This window comes from Marinomonas sp. PE14-40 (assembly GCF_051623805.1).
Lineage (GTDB): Bacteria > Pseudomonadota > Gammaproteobacteria > Pseudomonadales > Marinomonadaceae > Marinomonas.
In genome coordinates, this window is sequence record NZ_CP130700.1 from 5,133,260 (window position 1) to 5,149,380 (window position 16,121).

Below are 16,121 nucleotides of genomic sequence, written 5' to 3' on the forward strand. Positions count from 1 at the left end.
CGCACTTAATTTAAGTGCGGTTTTTTTTGTGCTGTAATTTATGCCGCATTTGTTCTTTAGATTTAAGGGCGTTCTTTAAGTTTAAGGGCGCTCTTTGGGTCTGAGATTAATGCTCTGGCTCAGCAATTTTTAATAACTGTTTGCCTTGATTTTTGCCGGTGAAAATTCGCTGGAAAGCCTCAGGCGCATTTTCTAACCCTTCTTGAATGTCTTCTTGAAAGATGAGTTCACCCGATTGAATCCAGCCTAATAACGCTGAGATAGCTTCGTTTGCTCTCGGTAAAAAGTCTAAAATGATAAAGCCTTGCATAGTGCCTCGCTGCACGATTAAGTTACTGGTGTTTTTCAGCGCATAGCTTTGGCCTGAGTTATAACTGGATATGGCACCACAAAGAACAATACGTGCATTGATACTGATTTTAGCTAAGACAATATCTAGGGTTTCACCACCAACGTTATCAAAAAATACATCAATACCCTTTGGGCATAATTCACTTAAAGCTTGATTGATATTTTCGTCTTTATAATTAATCGCATGATCAAAGCCAGCTGTTTGGGTTAACCAGTCACACTTTTCTTTTGAACCTGCAATACCGATCACTTTTGCGCCTTTAAGCTTAGCAACTTGGCCTGCAATCGACCCTGTTGCACCAGCAGCCCCAGACACTAATACCGTATCACCCGCTTTAACCTTACCGATTTCTGTCATACCAAAATAGGCGGTAATACCAGTAACGCCTAATACACTTAAAGGCATGGTTGCAGGGATGTTAGGTGGGATTTTTCGAGTCTGAATAATACGCTCTTTGCCATCACTTATTGCATAGTCCTGCCAACCAAAGCCGCCTAATACCTTATCACCTACTTGATAGTCCTTGTGCTTGCTTTCAATGACTTCAGAGACAGTCGTGCCACGCATAATCTCGTTGATTTGAATGGCAGACACATAAGAGTCTTTTTCATTCATCCAAACTCTTAAGGTAGGGTCAAAAGATAGGTATAAATTACGGACAAGAAACTCACCATCTTCTATCTCTCTGAGTTTACTTTGGTCAAACTCAAAGTGTTCTCTACCAACTAAGTCTGTTGGGCGTTTACTCATACGCCATTGTCTATTCAGTGTCATAGGGTTACTCCTTTCATAAGTGGTGAATTATTTAAACAGCGGTCATGCCGCCATCAACAACCAATTCCTGACCTGTCATGTAAGAGTTATTTTTGTCACAGGCAAATAACATGACTTTTGCGACTTCGTTTGGTTGAGCAACACGCCTTAGGGCGGATGCCTTACCATACTTAGCCAGTACTTCTTCTGGGTTATCTAAGGTTTTAAGATGCTGCTCAACCATGTCTGTCATTGTGATATAAGGGCAGACGCTGTTCACACGAATACCTGCTCTACCATACTCATGGGCAGTCGATTTACTTAAGCCGATAACCGCGTGTTTACTCGCCGCATAAGCAGACATAAAGGGGGCGCCTGAAATGCCAGCAACCGATGACATATTGCAAATCGCGCCACCGCCTTGTTTTATCATATGGGGGATCTGGTACTTCATGCATAAATAGACACCTTTAACATTGATATCCATAACACGCTCAAAATCTCGTGTATCCATATCAGCGAGAGGGCTGTGTTTCGGGTCAATACCGGCATTATTAATGGCGACATCTAGACGTCCAAAATGAACGACAGTGTTATTAATAAAGGATTGAACTTCTTGTTCGTTGCTCACATCACAAGGTTGGCTAAATACTTCAATACCCTGTTCAGTAAGTTCGGTACTTAAATCGTTTAACGCAGCGATATTGATGTCACATAAGGCGAGTTTTGCCCCTTGTTGAGCAAATTGATTGGCGGCTTCCTTACCTAAACCACCGCTAGCACCTGTGATAATAACCACCTGATCTTTAAAGTTTTCCATGGCACCTTTTCCTTAATACAAATTGGAGGTATTTCATTCAATTTTTATTTTCTAGTTAGAGTGTGAGCCCACCATCAACCACGATACATTCACCGTTGGTGTAACTGCTTGCGTCAGACGCTAGATATAAAACTGTCCCTGCCATTTCTTTTGGCTCAGCATGACGGCCCATAGGTATTCCTTGAACCACACTTTTGTAAATATCTTCATTGGTAAAAAGTGCACCAGCGAATTTTGTTTTAGTGAGACCGGGAAGTAGAGCGTTACAGCGTATGCCAAATTGCGCACACTCTTTGGCAAAGGCTTTGGTCATGTTAATCACAGCGGCTTTTGTGATTGAGTAAATAGCTTGACCAAGCCCTGGATGAACACCATTAACTGAGGCGGTATTGACGATGGTACCTCCTCCGTTTTTACGCATTAGCTTGCCCGCTTCAATCGACATGAAAAAGTAGCCACGAATATTTACATCAACTGTTTTGTTATAGGCTGCAATGTCTGTGTCCAAAATATGGCCAAAATAGGGATTGGTGGCCGCATTATTAATCAGAATATCGAGTGTTTGATGCTTAGATTTCACATGTTCAAAAAGAGCGCTGATATCTTCCATGTTGCCCACATTGCAAGCAAAGGCTTCTGCGCTACCGCCCGTACTCAATATCTCATCAGTGATGGCAAGACAACCCTCTAGCTTACGGCTAGAAACAATCACATGGGCGCCTTGTTCTGCGAGCAACTTAGCGATCTCTTCACCTATGCCTCGGCTTGCTCCTGTGACTAATGCTACCTTGCCGGTTAAATCAAATAATTGGGTTGTCATATGTTCTCCTTTTGATGTCGTCTTTTTTCTTGCTAAGGGTTTAAGCTAAGGGGTTAAGCTATGGCGTTAAAATCAGTTTGCCGATTGATTGGCGATTGAATACCTTAGTCAGCGCCTCTGGTGCTTTGGATAGAGGATATACTTGGTCAATGACCACTTTGACTTGGCCTTGTGCGTACCAAGCTAACAGTTCCTGCATATTGACCATGAAATTTGCTGGCTCTTTTTGTGCAAAGCTGCCCCAAAACACACCTATTACAGAGAAGCCTTTAACCAGGGCCAAATTAACCGGGAATTCGGGGATCGAGCCAGACGCAAAGCCGATAACGAGTAAGCGGCCATTCCATGCCATGCTTCGAGCACAGACATTAAAGAGGTCACCACCGACTACCTCATAAACAACGTCTACACCTTTATTTTCGGTTAGCGCTTTAATTTTATCTTTAAGGTCTGGGTCGTTACTTAATAGGAGTTCATCTGCCCCTTGTTCTTTCGCCGCTAACAGTTTTTCTTGGCTTGAGCAAAGTGCAATGACCTTGGCGCCCATGGCTTTACCTATCTGAACCGCCGCTAGACCTGTGCCACCGGATGCACCTGTAACAAGAAGTGTTTCACCTTTTTTAAGGTTTGCTCTTTGCTTTAGTGCATGGTGCGCTGTTGCGTGAGCTGTAATTAGTCCTGCCCCTTGTTCAAAACTGATGGTGTCAGGCAGGGGCAAAACCATACGAGAGTTGATAGCCACTTTTTCAGCATAACCGCCAGTCATGGTGAGACCAATAACCCTTTGCCCCAACTTAAGATGTTTCACCTTAGTACCCAATTGACTGATCGTGCCGGTTACTTCACTACCAGGAGAAAAAGGGTGCTCAGGCTTCATTTGATATAAACCCTGAACGAGAAGGCCATCAGGGAAGTTAATGCCACATGCTGCAACATCAACAATAATTTCGTGGTCATTTGGGATTGGGTCTGCGACCTCTTCATAGGAGAGGGCGTCTATTGGTGCAAACTCATGACAGATAATGGCTTTCATAATAGGGCTCCTGATGTTTCTTCTTGTTTTGAGCTAGGGAAAGGAATTTCATTTTTAATAATGCCAAGGGCTAGGAGGGCGAGTGGTTCAACCATGGCGCCGACTTTGCCAGCCTGTTTACTTGATGCATTACCAGAAAGTGCGCGTTTAGCCACACCTTGAGCAATCGCCGCAAGTCGAAAAAAGCTAAAGCAAAGATAAAAGTGCCAGTTATCAATGTGTTTTATGCCCATTCGCTGACAATAAAGGGCAACATACTCAGCTTCACTTGGAATACCAAGGGCCTTTGCATCCAAACCCATCAGGCCGGAAATGGCATTTTTATCAGAGTTAATAGGAAGCCTTAATTGCATACATTGATAAGCAAGGTCCGCGTAAGGGTGGCCTAACGTAGAAAGCTCCCAATCTAAAATGGCTTTTACACTTTTGTCTTCAGCGTTAAAAATTAGGTTATCTAATCTAAAATCCCCATGGCATAGGGCAATACGACCATCATCTTCTGGTAAGTTTTCTTCTAGCCAATTAATGAGTGTATTCATCGCTTTAATTGGCTTAATTTCGCTTGCTTGATATTGGCTTTTCCAACGACTGAGTTGTCTTTCAAAATAGTTGCCTGGCTTGCCATAATCACTTAAACCAGCACTTTGTACATCCACCTTATGTAGCTGAGTGAGAGCGAAATTCATCGCATCATACATAGCGCTTCTATCGGCTTTCTTATTTATTTCTGGTAGTGCAGCATCCCAATAAATTTGGCCCTCACAGAATTCCATGAGAAAAAACATACTGCCAATAACATCTTTATCTAAACAAAGGTGGTGAGCCGTAGGGACAGGTACATTCGTATTCTCTAATGCCTTTAACACACGAAATTCCCTATCAACAGCATGAGCTGACTTTAATAGGGCCCCAAAGGGCTGGCGTCTTAAAACATAAGTGCCAGAAGGTGTGATGATTTTATAAGTAGGATTAGATTGGCCGCCATCGAATTTAGTTAAACTAATTGGTCCTTTAAAGCCTTTTACATTCGATTCTAAGTAGTGAGTTAAGCGTTTCTCGTCTAGGTTGTTATCTAGTGCATTTTGGTTAGCCATGCTTAATCCTTATTAGTGAATGCTTGCTGGGCAAGGTTACGGCCAAGTTGCATCATATGGACTTGATCTGGTCCATCCGCAAGGCGTAAGCAACGTTGACCTGCATACATATGAGCAAGGAAATGATCTTGGCTAACACCTGCTGCACCATGTATTTGAATGGCTCTGTCGATAACAGCTAGCGCCATATTAGGAGCAACTATCTTGATCATGGAGATCAGATCTTTTGCTGCTTTGTTGCCTACTGTGTCCATTTTTTGCGCCGCTTTTAACGTCAGCAGTCTTACTTGTTCTATTTCACAGGCTGACTTGGCGATGTCTTCACGCACAGATTGTTGCTTGGATAAAGGTTTTCCAAACGCAATACGTTCGTTGGCTCTTTTGCACATAAGGTCTAATGCTCTTTGTGCCGCGCCAACAGAGCGCATGCAATGGTGAATCCGACCAGGTCCTAGCCGACCTTGAGCGATTTCAAAACCACGACCTTCCCCTAAGATGAGATTCTCAACTGGAACGCGTACATTTTTAAAAATAATTTCAGCATGACCCTCAGGTGCATCGTCATAACCAAAGACCTTCATGGGTCTTACGATAGTGACACCTGGAGTATTGGTGGGCACCAGTATTTGAGACTGCTGTTGATGTCGGTTAGGGTTATCAGGGTCTGTCTTCCCCATCACAATTAGCAACTCACAAGAATCACGACAGGCACCACTGATATAAAACTTGCGACCATTGATCAGATAGTCATTACCATCTCGTAGAATACGGGTTTCGATGTTGGTCGCATCAGAGGACGCCACATCAGGTTCTGTCATGGCAAAGGCGGAGCGAATTTCACCCGCTAATAAAGGTGCTAGCCATTGTTTTTGCTGGGCCTCATTAGCGTATTTGGCTAATACTTCCATGTTGCCGGTATCTGGTGCGGCACAGTTAAACACTTCAGGTGCCCACATGACTTTGCCCATCTCTTCAGCCAATGGGGCGTATTCTAGATTGGTTAATCCTGGGCTATGGCTGCCATAACTTAGCGGAAGAAAAAGATTCCAAAGTCCTTGTTCACGTGCTTTGACTTTTAGTTCTTGTAAGATTGCTGGTGTCTGCCATGGGTTTTCAGTTACCTCTTGGTGAAAGCGAGCGTCATTAGGGTAGATATGCTCATCCATAAAGTCTTTCACTTCTTGTATGAGGGTTTGAACTTTAGGGCTATATTCAAAATCCATGGTCATTTCCTTATTGTAAATAAAGCAAACTAGCTAAAGCTGCGTAATGTATGTCGTTTGGGGGATTCTAGGTGGGGAATACTGTTAAAACTGTCTAAGCGAATGCTGTCTTGATTGCATACGCATTGAGTGATCGCTGTATTTTGAATCGTTAAATTGAGCTCAATACTTTTATTTGCTGGTATATCTAAAATTTGGCTAACGATCTGAGCGATAGGGCCGCCAGAGGTGAAAATCAAGGTGTCTGATTGGCTAAAATCTGATTGAAGCTTTAACAATCCCTTGCTAACTCGTTGTTGAAGTTGAGCCCAAGTTTCGTCTAATTCATTAAACTTACCATGGCTAAGCTGATCTTGGCTCCAGCTAGTAAGGCTCTTTTTCAGCAGCTGTATTAGTGCTTTGTTTGAATAGGAGTCCTGCTTTTCTGTAGGATGACACTTGAGATATGCCTTGATAATGGCTTCGAAATTATACTCGTTGAATTCCTTCATATAAGTGAAAGGTAAATTAGAGTCTTTAGTGTGGTAGCCAGATAAAAAATGTTGTGCACTTTGTTTATGGCGTACTTGAGTACCACAAATTATCTGATCAAACCTTATCTCATTAGCCTTAAAGTATTCTCCTAAAAGACGGGCTTGAGTCATGCCTAACTCTGATAACTCATCATAATTCTTTGCTCCCATGCTGGCTTGTCCATGGCGTATGAAATACAAACGTCTCATTAATTTATCCTTATTCACCCATTAGAGCCTGATTAAAAAATGCTTAGAAAATTAGCATAAGCGCCTAAGTATTATTTTAAAAATTTATTATATGAATAAGGTAAAATACATGGTGGTTATAATGCTGTGGCATTATTCTGTTTGAATCACGCAAAGAGATACTCTTTTTCGGACTGGCTAAGGACATAAAATGCGACTAAATAAAGTGGATTTGAATCTATTTGTTGTTTTCGATGCGATTTATATGCAAGGAAATTTGACGCGGGCCGCTGAAGTTTTGTGTATTACTCAACCTGCTGTGAGTAATGCATTATCAAGGTTAAGGCTGATTTATGACGATGCTTTATTTGTACGGACAGGGAAAGGAATGGTACCCACACCTTTGGCTGAAAATATCGTTACTGGTATTCAAAGTGCGTTACAGCTTATGGCAACAAGCCTACAAGAAGGACAAGTTTTTGAGCCTTTCCAAACGGAGAAAACCTTTCGCTTAAGCATGAATGATATGGCTGAAGCCATGGTGATGCCCAAGCTTTTGGGAATACTGCAAGAACTTGCACCCAAAGCAGGTGTTGAATGTTGTTATGTCCCAAGAGAAGACATTGAAAGAGAGTTGGCAGCGGGAAGTTTAGACATAGCCCTAGATGCGCCATTTGTTGCTGTCGGGCAAATGCAAACACAAGCACTCCTCAAGCAAAGGTATGCTTGTGCTGTCAGGCGTGACCACCCAATAATTGGGGATACCATTAGCTTAGATGAGTACCTTGCTTTAGATCACTTACAGGTATCCTCAAGGCGAAAAGGGCGAGGTTATGAGGATATTGGTTTAAATCGTTTAGGGAGGCAGCGTAACGTTAAAATGCGAGTGCAACATTATCAAGTGGCACCTTTGTTAGTTGCGCAAACGGATATGGCGCTGACGGTGCCAATTAGTATGGCGCAAAGTTACGACCTTAAAATTTTAGAGTTGCCTTACTCTTTACCTGCTCTTGACTGGAATATCTATTGGCATAAAAGTGCGGATCAGGACCAAGCAAATCTATGGTTAAGGGAGTTAATTTTAGGACTTAAGCTATAAAGCCAGTAATTAAACAGGCTTTATAGCTCGCTGAGTTTGTATTGACAAGGCTGTTTATTAGCCAGAAGTTAGGTGGTCTAGCATGGCTTTAATTGCTCGCATCTGAATCGCATCTTTTGTGTAATAGGTATAAGGTGGCCAGCTATTGTTGGTGTAGCCCCAGAAGTCCCAACAGCCTTTTGGGTTGTAAGGGATGAAAGAGGACTTATCAACCTGAGGAAAAAGCACAATTAATTGGTTAGCTTCAGCTACTTCTAAATAGCCTGTTCCTGTTACATACTTTTCTTTTATGCTTTGAATACCTTGTTCACAACCATGCAGTGCCACATGCACACGGCACTGGGTAGCATCTTGTTGGCAATCCGTTGGTATATAAACATAAGCTTCTGAGTTCATACTGCTGATATTAAATCGATATTGAGGGACAAAGGGCTTTTGCTCAAATTTAATCAAATTGTCAGTTTGGTAAGGCGTCGATTCCTCTAAATCGCCATAAATTTGCTCAAGTAAAATCCTTGCCTGACGGTACTGACAGTCATTGATAAAAGGTGTTTGGCTTAGGGGGCAATCTAAATCGACTTCTTGATTGGTAATAAAAGCATGACCTGCGTCAACTTGGTTGTCGTATAAGATCTGTTCGTCAGAGATACCTAATGTTTGATAAAAATCATTAGCGCTGTCTACAACTGGTGTCAGTACAGTTTTGTCTTGTTTGCCAGAAAATAGATAGATTTTGTCATCTAATACATTTTCTAACTTATCTATGCTGCCTGCTTCTTCGGCCGCTTTGGCCAGATTGTATATTTCACTCACATCAGGGAAAGGTGCCCCAAGATAAGGGCAGGGTAAGCCTTTGAGGCAGGTGCAGGTGCTTGTTGCTGTGGAAAGCGGATTAGGGTTTAGGGGATTACTTGCTGCACATTGCCATGGTCCACCTGCGACAGCTGCGACACCAACCAAGTCTTGTGAGTAGGCAATATGATATTGAGTTGCCATAAAAGCACCTGAGGATAAGCCTGAAATTGAGCTCTGGTTTTTGATAGCGTTAAGTCTGGGCAACTCGTCGCTGGCAAAGCTCAGTGATCCTAAGATGAATAGGGTTAAAGCGAGGGAGATCGAAACCAATCGTTTAAACATTGTCATAAACATTCCTTGTTATCATTCCTATCTGTTTTGGAAAATTGTTTGCATCATGCAATATTCGACTTTACTAATGTGACTATAGAAGTGTTATAAGACATTTTGGTGAAATTATGCGAGACAGGCCCTTAGGCTTGCTTGATATCAAGTATTTTCAATGAGACTGGCATTTGGTGCTAAAACTGCTAAAGGGGCTTTTTAAACAGTTAAATTGATAGGAGACGAAAGCCCATGTTGTCAGAGTTAGTGTTACACTTGCCGCGTTTTTAATAGGTCAGTTAGGTTAAGTGAATATCATGAGTTTTACGTCTTTAGGTTTGCATTCTTTATTATTGGAACAGGTTGAATTATTGGGTTATCAAACCCCAACACCCATTCAGCTTGAAGCCATCCCTGCTGTGCTTGCCAATAAAGATGTCATGGCTGGTGCACAAACAGGGACAGGTAAAACTGCCGCTTTTGCACTACCGCTTTTACATAGATTGTTTGAAGCCCACCAAATAGAAAATCTTGAGCCTAACAACCAAGTATCCGTGCTTGTTTTGACGCCGACTCGTGAACTAGCCCAACAAGTGTATAAAAGCTTTTGTGATTATGGCCAAGCCTTACCTTTAAGGAGTGTTGTTGCCTATGGTGGTGCCAGTATCAATCCGCAAATAGACGAGATTAAACAAGGGGTCGATGTGCTTGTAGCGACGCCTGGACGTTTACTTGAGCTTGTTATGAAGGACTTGGTTGATGTGAGCCAATTAAAAACCTTGGTGTTAGATGAAGCGGATCGTATGCTGGATATGGGCTTTATCATAGATATTCAGCGTATTTTAAAGCGCTTACCTCAACAAAAGCAGACGCTTTTCTTCTCGGCTACTTTTGATGATGCGATTTTCAAATTAAGCAAAACCTTACTGCAAGATCCTGTATTAATTGAAGTTGATCAAAGAAATACCAGTGCAGAACAAGTGGAACAGGTTTTCTATGCGGTAGATAAAGAGAAAAAAAGTGGCTTAATTTCTTATCTGATCGGTTCAAAGAATTGGCAACAAGTCCTTATCTTTACCCGCACTAAAGAAGGTGCCGACCGTCTAGCGAAAGAAATGAAGAAAGATGGCATAGAAACTCAGGCAATACACGGGGATAAATCTCAAGGCGCTAGAGATAGAGTGCTTGCTGCTTTTAAAGCAGGTGAGTTAAGAGCCTTAGTTGCCACCGATGTGGCTGCCCGCGGATTAGATATTGAAGCTTTATCCTATGTAATCAACCATGAATTACCCTATAACGCCGAAGATTATATTCACCGTATCGGGCGAACAGGGCGTGCAGGGCAATCTGGGTTAGCAATCAGTTTACTGACTGAGAAAGAAAACTATTTATTGAAAGACATAGAAAAACTTCTGGATACACCGCTTGCGTCTCAATGGTTCCCAGGTTTTGAACCTGATCTTGATAAGCCTGAATCTAAGTCAAATAAAAGGCCTTTATCTAACAAAGAAAAGCGCAATCAAGCTTTGGGTATTAAGCCTAAAGCAAAAAGCAAACGCCCTAGAAGGCGCTAGTTTTAATCTTGTGATGATAAGTGTCCTAAGGCTTTTTCAATCTGAGTAATCGCCATTTGTACTGCGATAGGAGTGATACCTTGATAAGGGTGTAAGGCGTAAATCGGATTTTCAGCTAACTCAAAACCTTCCAATACTGGCATAAGTGTCTTGATGTGTTTACGACAAATGAAGTCAGGCACTATGCCGATACCAAAACCTTGCTCAATTAACTCAATACAAGATTGCAGGTTATTTGCCTGATGGGTTTGATGAAACGTAAGATGCTGCTTTTTGAGGTTTATCTTAGATAAAAATTCATGTGTGATTTCTTTACCTTGCCATGAGTTTGCAATGTATGGTGCTCGCTCTATTGCCTCAGGTATAGGCTTGTTGGAGCTAAAACTAGCTTCAGACGAGCCTTTTAAAGCAATGCCGTCTAATGTTGGAAATAGCCTTGATTGGCATACTTGATCACGAAAACTACCCAGGCGCTTTTGCTTTAAGTTACTCGCATCTGACAGGCCAATTCGAATCGTTAAATCGATATCCTCTTGCATCAGGTCTTGATGGGTATCACTACTGATAAGTTCTAAATTGAGTTTTGTATTCCCTCTAAACGCTTTGGCTAATGCCGGAACAATCAAGGTATTCATTAATGCGTGGGGCGCACTGATTTTCAATTTTCCTTTTGGCTCATCCTGCGCTTCTTTAGCTTGTAACCAAGCAGATTCCGTTATTTGATTTAATTCACAACAATCTTGATAAAACGCCTCACCAGCAGCAGTAAGGTGCTGTTTTCTCGTGGTGCGCTTTAATAAGGTTACGCCTAGCTCTTGTTCTAAGAGCTTAAGCTGGTGGCTAACAACAGACTTAGATACGTCTAACTTCTCTGCCGCTTTAGTGATGCTTCCTGATGACACTATATGCATAAAAAGGGTCATATATTTAGCTTTGTTCATATTTTTATTGTTCTGTTTAAGTTTACAGTTATTTCTGATTCTTCTGTTTTTTGCTGATAATAGCAAGAGTAAAGTACTTCAAAACATATAACAGAGGTGTAAATAATGTCTGATTCAAACGTTTTAGAAACATGTAAAGCAGGTATCGCGGCTTGGCAAGCCGCGTTTAATAACCAAGATGCAGCAGGCTGTGCTGCTCAGTATTGTGAAGGTGCGAGTATGGAAGCGAGACCTATGGGTACCTTTACTGGCCGTTCAGAGATCCAAGCATTTTGGCAAAATATCATGGACCAAGGTTTTAAAGATGTAGATTATTCAGAGGTAAACTGGGTAGCTGAAGGGAATGATGGCTATATCTTAAGCTCTAATTGGACCATGAATAAAGCTTTTGGAGCAGTGCATAGAGAGCACTGGCAAATACAAGCTGATGGTAAAGCGAGACTGGTGAGCGATGTATTTGAAATACTAGGTGAGCGCTAATCGCTAGTTTTTGATAAGAATCATGCTTAGCAAAAAATGTACAAAAAGCTGCAAGAAATTGCGGCTTTTTTTGTTTATAAATTAGCTGAGGGAATAGTGCAAGGGCAACATAAAGCTAAGTAACTAGCCTAATGAGTTTAAAAAATTGATACTTTAAAAAAGCTTAACTCAGCGTACTTTTATTACTTTTTAATTTGCTAATATAGTGGCCAAATTAACATGAATTAACCTAATGGTATCAATGTATTACATTAGAATAATTGATCATAAAAAATCTTTATGAGATGGTTGATTATTGGACAAAAATTTACTGAATGAGTGGCGAAAACACCTCGATCATGTCTAAGCTTCCCGCTGCCAGTTGTTATCACAGCTTTGTTTAATTGGATATTGGAGTGTATTAAATGGAATTTTCTTTACAACAGTTATCTCTTGTTGAACTTGCTACCTTATTCCCGCAAAGGGATGTTTCTCAAAGCCAGTATACTTTTGCTGAAGAAGCCTTACCTCCTAACCATGTTTTTTCGAGGTCAATTGCCTTAAGTGAAGAGGGTAAAGCGTTATTTTGGTCCATGCCTTATTTCATGAAAGACAGCTCGGGTTGCGTGATTGGTGCCTGTGGTTTTAACTCTGAACCAGAAGGTGGTGAAGTGGACATTAGTTGTCATGTCTCTCCCTCCTATCAAAACCTTGGGGTAGCAGAGGAAGCCGTAAAGCAATTGTTAGAACGTGCCTTTTCCTATGCCAGTCAGGCGGGTCATGAACTAAATAAAATTCTTGCTTTAATTCCTGAAGATAATATCGCTTCAAAAAAAGTGGCTGAAAAGATTGGCTTTGTATTAAACCAAGACAAGCTATTAAGCCTGAAAGGGATTGAAAGGTGGTCATATAGTCGAACCTAGGTATTGCCTAAATAACAAGTCATCTTAAAAAGGAGCCAGTGTTTGGCTCCTTTTTTATGGAGAAGAAAGTAGGCTTATATTGGAAAATCGTATAAGCACAATTGGTAATATCAATATTCATTTTTGGAATAAGTGTCGAGATTTAGTCTTTATATATGATATTTTGAATCTATAGTAAGCCGCTTTCAGTAAGGAAAGTGGAGGACATTCAAATACATAGAAGATAGCCATGTTAGTTCTAGATAAGTTGCCTTTAGCCAATTGGCTTAAGACCTATAAAAAGCAAGATGTCATTAGTGATTTAATTGCTGGCTTAATTGCCACCATCATTATGGTGCCTCAAGGTATGGCTTATGCGCTGCTAGCGGGGGTGCCGGCAGAGTATGGTTTGTATTGTGCTATTTTACCGTCTTTTTTCTATGCCATTTTAGGCAGCAGCAGAAGCTTATCTGTAGGACCTGCTGCGCTTATTTCTATTATGGTGGCATCCAGTGTGGGTGCGTTAGCACCTGAAACTGATCAAATGTATCTTATTTACGCGGTAAATATTTCCTTTCTGGTAGGTGCTTTTTTGTTGTTAATGCGGCTATTACGATTAGGCAGCATGACAAACTTTATTAGTTTGCCTGTGATAAGTGGATTTACCAGTGCCTCAGCTATCATCATTTTAACGAGTCAGCTCAAGCATCTGTTGGGGGTTTCTGTGCCAACGGGTTTAAATTTTGCAGAAACGATTGAGGCTTTATTCGCTCAAGTTTCTCTTATCAATTACACCACACTTAGCATAGGAATCGGTGCCTGTATCGGTCTTTGGTATTTTAAAAACCTATTTCCAGGGCAGCTAAAACGATTAGGCTTGAATGCTTTACTTGAGCAGGCGCTAGCAAAAGCTGGCCCTATGCTTATTGTATTGGCTTTTGCTTATATTGTGTTTTTTGGACAGCTGAATGATTTAAACCAAGTTAGAGTGGTCGGTGCGATTCCAGAAGGGCTTCCCTCTCTACAAATCTTTCAACTAGATGTGAGTTTGTGGCAGGCGTTGGCTTTACCTTCTTTGTTAATTGCGCTCATGTGTTTTGTGACAAGTATCAGCGTTGGGACAACCTTGGCGAATAAACGCAAGGAGCGTATTAACGCTAATCAGGAGCTGCTTGCTCTTGGAGCAGCAAACCTTATGGCGGCTTTGAGCGGTACTTTTGCGCTGGCTGCGAGTATGAGTCGTTCTGCTGTTAATCATAGTGCGGGTGCACAAACCACCATAGCCAGTATTGTTTGCGCTTTTGGTGTTCTTATTACCTTATTATTTTTAACTCCCTTCTTTTATTATTTGCCACTCGCTGTCCTTGGCGCAATTGTTGTTATGTCTGTAGCCTCTATGATCGAACTTGAGCAACTTAAGCGATGCTGGCGAGTAAATCGTACCGACGCTTATAGCTTGGTAGCGACATTTTTTACTGTTTTAGTCTTTGGTATCGAGCTGGGTATTACCGTAGGTATTTTGGGTTCAGTCATGCTGGTGGTATATAGGGCGAGTCACCCGCATATGGCCGTCGTAGGCAGGGTAGGTAACAGTGAACATTTCAGGAATATTAAGCGTCATCAGGTCAATACTGAACAAGGGATTTTGGCAATCAGAGTGGACGAAAGTATTTACTTTTCGAATGTGCAATGTATCGAAGATTATATCTTTACCCAGATTAATCTAGCCTCTGAAATACAGCATATTGTTTTAATCTTTAGTTCAGTGAGTTTTATTGATACCACCGCTTTGGATGCGTTTGAGGCCATGAAAACCAAACTTGAAGACTTAGGAATCAGCTTGCACCTTGCAGAAGTCAAAGGACCTGTTATGGATCAGCTAAATCAGACAAGTTTCATAGAACAGCTCAAGCCTGGGCAAATTTTCTTTACCACAGATGATGCTTTTAAACATTTAGCCTAATTACTTTAGGCTCATTTTGTGGATAAATGTGTCTTTCATTCATAGGTTTGACTAACCTCGAGTTTATTCCCCAAAGGGCAAAAACATTTATAAGAAGCTACACTTGAAAAAGTAAGTCGCTTTCAATCTGATGATCGAAGGTCTAATCGTTTCGTACATTTTTAGGGACGTTATCAGTATTGTATGAGGCATTAACTCTAATTAGTAAGGTTTAATTAGATGCCTAATCCACGAGTAGATTCGTACTTAGAGCAACTAAATCAACTACTAAACTTTCAAGGTCTGAGTTGGTGGTTGATTGATGTGAGAGAGGACCCAGACTCTTTTTATTGCAACCACACTATGGCGCAAGCCTTTTCACTGGATTCAAATTTAGAAAAGCACTCTGTGAGTGAGACGTGTCCTATTGCTGGCGACTTTATTAAGAATGTTGAGCTCAAGTCAGGGCGTCAGGCTAAGCTAATTTTTACTGAATATCGGCAGCTACTCAATCAAGAAATTAGCGAATATAACAATCAGTTTCCCTATTATAATCATACACTTAAAGAGAATAGTTACTTTAAAAGTCGTGCTCGGGTGCTCGACTATGAGGAAGACGGTAGTGTGTCATTAATCTTTGGCATCATTGAAGATATTAGTGAAATGGAAGCTCAGCGTTTAAAAATAGAGCAACAAAAAAGCAAGTTTAAGCATCTAAGTGAAAAGGATGCGGTAACAACCTTGTTTAACCGCCGTTACTTTATGGCCTTTTACAAGGAAAGTTATTTCCAAGCGCAAAGAGAGCAGTATCCTATTGCTATTTTGATGATAGATGCAGACAACTTTAAAGACTATAACGACTATTATGGCCATCTTAAGGGGGATGAGTGTCTCATGCTGATTGCTAAATGTATTCGCTCTATCTTTAATCGAAAAACAGATGTTGTTGCAAGGTTTGGTGGCGATGAGTTTATTGTCTATATAGTAGGGATAGACATTATCAAGTTGGAAGAAACCGCTTTAAAGTTAAAATCTAAACTGCTAAATGAAAAGAAAGTGCAGCCTAAGCACGAAGGTTTACCTCAAATAAGTCTAAGCATTGGTGCTTATTTTGCGGTTCCTAGAAAGGATGAAGATGATATTGAAACCTATATTAAAATTGCTGACGAGAACTTATACAAAGCAAAATCGAAAGGGAAAAATTGCCTCGAAATAAGCCAAGGCTAGTGACGAGTATATACTGATAGCCGCCTAAACTTCATTCAAGCTAAATAGGCTAGGAATAAGTT

15 protein-coding genes are annotated in these 16,121 nt (G+C 41.1%); 6 read left to right on the forward strand and 9 right to left on the reverse strand.

Annotated elements, in window-relative coordinates; translation table 11 throughout:
• Positions 1 to 106: 106 nt before the first annotated feature.
• The 7 genes from Q0A08_RS23725 to Q0A08_RS23755 are packed head-to-tail and all read right to left on the reverse strand — an operon-like array spanning position 107 to position 6,817.
• On the reverse strand, positions 107 to 1,126 hold the full coding sequence (locus Q0A08_RS23725) for an NADP-dependent oxidoreductase (protein ID WP_438464000.1): 1,020 nt from the start codon (positions 1,124 to 1,126) through the stop codon (positions 107 to 109).
• A gap of 31 nt (positions 1,127 to 1,157) precedes the next feature.
• Positions 1,158 to 1,925, reverse strand: coding sequence for an SDR family NAD(P)-dependent oxidoreductase (locus tag Q0A08_RS23730; protein ID WP_438464001.1), 768 nt, complete (start codon positions 1,923 to 1,925; stop codon positions 1,158 to 1,160).
• A 55-nt stretch (positions 1,926 to 1,980) separates the two neighbouring features.
• Positions 1,981 to 2,745 (reverse strand): SDR family oxidoreductase, encoded by a 765-nt coding sequence (locus Q0A08_RS23735; RefSeq protein WP_438464002.1) that lies wholly within the window; start codon positions 2,743 to 2,745, stop codon positions 1,981 to 1,983.
• A gap of 58 nt (positions 2,746 to 2,803) precedes the next feature.
• Positions 2,804 to 3,778: an NADPH:quinone oxidoreductase family protein gene (locus Q0A08_RS23740; protein ID WP_438464003.1), complete on the reverse strand. Its 975-nt coding sequence runs from the start codon at positions 3,776 to 3,778 to the stop codon at positions 2,804 to 2,806.
• Complete coding sequence (locus tag Q0A08_RS23745) at positions 3,775 to 4,872, reverse strand: phosphotransferase (RefSeq protein WP_438464004.1); 1,098 nt, start codon at positions 4,870 to 4,872, stop codon at positions 3,775 to 3,777. Before Q0A08_RS23745 ends, Q0A08_RS23740 begins: the two co-directional genes overlap by 4 nt.
• A 2-nt stretch (positions 4,873 to 4,874) precedes the next feature.
• Complete coding sequence (locus tag Q0A08_RS23750; RefSeq protein WP_438464005.1) at positions 4,875 to 6,095, reverse strand: acyl-CoA dehydrogenase family protein; 1,221 nt, start codon at positions 6,093 to 6,095, stop codon at positions 4,875 to 4,877.
• A gap of 29 nt (positions 6,096 to 6,124) precedes the next feature.
• Complete coding sequence (locus tag Q0A08_RS23755) at positions 6,125 to 6,817, reverse strand: histidine phosphatase family protein (RefSeq protein WP_438464006.1); 693 nt, start codon at positions 6,815 to 6,817, stop codon at positions 6,125 to 6,127.
• A 190-nt stretch (positions 6,818 to 7,007) separates the two neighbouring features.
• On the opposite strand from Q0A08_RS23755, the gene Q0A08_RS23760 reads away from it, so the two are divergent.
• A complete protein-coding gene (locus Q0A08_RS23760; protein ID WP_438464007.1) occupies positions 7,008 to 7,895 on the forward strand; it encodes a LysR family transcriptional regulator in 888 nt (295 codons plus the stop codon).
• A gap of 57 nt (positions 7,896 to 7,952) precedes the next feature.
• On the opposite strand, the gene Q0A08_RS23765 is transcribed toward Q0A08_RS23760, so the two are convergent.
• Positions 7,953 to 9,038 (reverse strand): extracellular catalytic domain type 2 short-chain-length polyhydroxyalkanoate depolymerase, encoded by a 1,086-nt coding sequence (locus tag Q0A08_RS23765; RefSeq protein ID WP_438464008.1) that lies wholly within the window; start codon positions 9,036 to 9,038, stop codon positions 7,953 to 7,955.
• A gap of 293 nt (positions 9,039 to 9,331) precedes the next feature.
• Between Q0A08_RS23765 and Q0A08_RS23770 the strand changes: the two genes are divergently transcribed.
• The gene (locus tag Q0A08_RS23770; protein WP_438464009.1) at positions 9,332 to 10,588 is read left to right on the forward strand and encodes a DEAD/DEAH box helicase; all 1,257 of its coding nucleotides are present in this window, start codon (positions 9,332 to 9,334) and stop codon (positions 10,586 to 10,588) included.
• Between the two features lie 2 nt (positions 10,589 to 10,590).
• Here Q0A08_RS23770 and Q0A08_RS23775 read toward each other — a convergent pair whose 3' ends face one another.
• Complete coding sequence (locus Q0A08_RS23775; protein WP_438464010.1) at positions 10,591 to 11,499, reverse strand: LysR family transcriptional regulator; 909 nt, start codon at positions 11,497 to 11,499, stop codon at positions 10,591 to 10,593.
• Between the two features lie 135 nt (positions 11,500 to 11,634).
• Here Q0A08_RS23775 and Q0A08_RS23780 point away from each other — a divergent pair, with 135 nt between their 5' ends.
• The 4 genes from Q0A08_RS23780 to Q0A08_RS23795 all read left to right on the forward strand — a co-directional run bounded on the left by Q0A08_RS23780 (position 11,635) and on the right by Q0A08_RS23795 (position 16,059).
• On the forward strand, positions 11,635 to 12,009 hold the full coding sequence (locus Q0A08_RS23780; protein ID WP_438464011.1) for a YybH family protein: 375 nt from the start codon (positions 11,635 to 11,637) through the stop codon (positions 12,007 to 12,009).
• A 404-nt stretch (positions 12,010 to 12,413) separates the two neighbouring features.
• Positions 12,414 to 12,911 (forward strand): GNAT family N-acetyltransferase, encoded by a 498-nt coding sequence (locus Q0A08_RS23785; RefSeq protein ID WP_052702213.1) that lies wholly within the window; start codon positions 12,414 to 12,416, stop codon positions 12,909 to 12,911.
• A gap of 229 nt (positions 12,912 to 13,140) precedes the next feature.
• On the forward strand, positions 13,141 to 14,853 hold the full coding sequence (locus Q0A08_RS23790; protein ID WP_438464012.1) for a SulP family inorganic anion transporter: 1,713 nt from the start codon (positions 13,141 to 13,143) through the stop codon (positions 14,851 to 14,853).
• 219 nt (positions 14,854 to 15,072) lie between these two features.
• A complete protein-coding gene (locus tag Q0A08_RS23795) occupies positions 15,073 to 16,059 on the forward strand; it encodes a GGDEF domain-containing protein (RefSeq protein WP_438464013.1) in 987 nt (328 codons plus the stop codon).
• The last annotated feature ends 62 nt before the right edge of the window (positions 16,060 to 16,121 follow it).